The sequence below is a fragment of the Neisseria sp. GT4A_CT1 genome, assembly GCF_000227275.1.
Classification (GTDB): Bacteria; Pseudomonadota; Gammaproteobacteria; order Burkholderiales; family Neisseriaceae; genus Neisseria.
In genome coordinates this window covers 1-1,678 of record NZ_JH164978.1, presented here as the reverse complement: position 1 = coordinate 1,678, position 1,678 = coordinate 1, and the positions used below count along the sequence as shown (strand labels likewise).

1 protein-coding gene and 1 pseudogene are annotated in these 1,678 nt (G+C 49.5%); both read right to left on the bottom strand.

The features are described from left to right. A pseudogene (locus tag HMPREF1028_RS12755) lies at window positions 1-394 on the bottom strand (hypothetical protein); the annotation flags it as partial. Between the two features lie 83 nt (window positions 395-477). After that, window positions 478-1,452, bottom strand: coding sequence for an IS110 family transposase (locus HMPREF1028_RS12750; RefSeq protein ID WP_036529821.1), 975 nt, complete (start codon window positions 1,450-1,452; stop codon window positions 478-480). Between the last annotated feature and the right edge of the window lie 226 nt (window positions 1,453-1,678).

Here is a 1,678-nt window from a genome sequence, read left to right as displayed (position 1 = left end):
GCTCTTCATTCAGCGGCTGTTTCTGTTTAAAGGCTTTGATGTTTTGGATATGTTTGTCCAACAGGTTTTTAAACAAGTTGTCCGGTTTGTTTTTATGGTTGATGGTGGAAATGATTAAATCGGGGATGGTAGTATCTTGAAAGATCAGGCCGTTATACCCAATCAAAGCATCCACACCGTCTACCTTGTTATTGACATGATATATATCGACACCGTACGGACATTCCGGATTGGCAAAGTCTTTTAAAACTATTGTTACAGAAAAAAGATTGGCAAGGTAGTCAGCGGCGCTATACATGTTTTTCTTCCCGAAATTTCTTTTAAAGATTTCGTTATTGCTGTTTTCGATAAAGCCTAACTCTTGCAATTTGGGGACAATCAGTTCTTTGTTCATGGGGATAGGCAGGCGTTTAACTGCCTCGAAATGCGTAGCAACTGTATTTTTCACCCCGTCGGGCAAAAATACCAAAACTCAAATCAAGCCGTTCGGATACCGTTTTCGGTGGTACCGTTTTCGGCAAAGTAATCACGCATCCGGGCATTCAATATCGTCAGCAGTTTGCGCATACATGCCGTAACGGCAACCTTATACGGCTTACCCTTGGACAGCAGGCGTTGGTAGAAATCCCGAATAAGCGGTTCAAAACGTGTCGCTACCACGGTAGCCATATACAGTGCCTTACGCACCGCAGACCTTCCGCCAAAGCAGCGGCTTTTGAATTTGGTTTCCCCGCTCTCCCTCGGGTGCGGGGCAATGCCGACCAAACTCGCCAGCCGTTTGTGCGACAGCCGTCCCAATTCGGGCAGCATCGCCATCAGCGTAGCCGTCGTTGTCGAACCGATGCCTTTGATTTGCTCTGCCACTTGGGCTTTGCCGTCAAAATGCGTGTGGGTGTGGTCGTCGATTTGTTTGTCCAATTCGTCAATCAGCCGGTCAAAATGGGCAATCAGTTGTTTGACGCTTTCGACTTGTGTCTTATGAACCTGATGCAGACGGTTTTTCTCGGCAGTCCGCATATCCACCAGCTGGTTGCGGCGGTTGACCAATGCTTCCAACACTTCCTCCGCTTCGGTGGGCGGTTGGTAGAGCATGGTTTGCCAATCTTCTTTCTGCGTCATCATCTGTGCGAAGAAGGCGAGCATTTGGGCATCTTTGGCATCGGTTTTGGTCAGCGACTGCGATTGGGCAAACTGATGCGTCTGACGCGGGTTGGCGATGATCACGGCTATGCCTGCGCGGTGGATGGCTTTGGCGGCGGGAATTTCGAGACCGCCGGTGCTTTCCATGACGACGAGGGCGACGTTGTGTTTTTTAAGGTATTCGATAGTATGGGCGATACCTTTGGGGTTGTTGGTTTCGGTTTTGGTTTTGGTTTTAGACAAAGACGAAACGGCGATGACGAAGTTTCGTTTGGCGATGTCGATGCCTGCACAGTTGTATTGGGTACTCATCATAAACCTGCCTTGCATTCGGTTGTGTTGTCTGGCAACTGTCCGGTTGTGTCGATGGGTTGCCCGGCCGCTCCCTGAGCTACGCAACGGTTGTTTGCCTTGGTCGGATGCGGGTGGCGGCGGGCGGTTTGTTGCTATGATACGGGTGTTTCGATATACAAGGTCGGATACTTGTATCCGACAAAAGCCTGCCATCTCAAAAGCCGTCAGATTCGAGAATCTGACC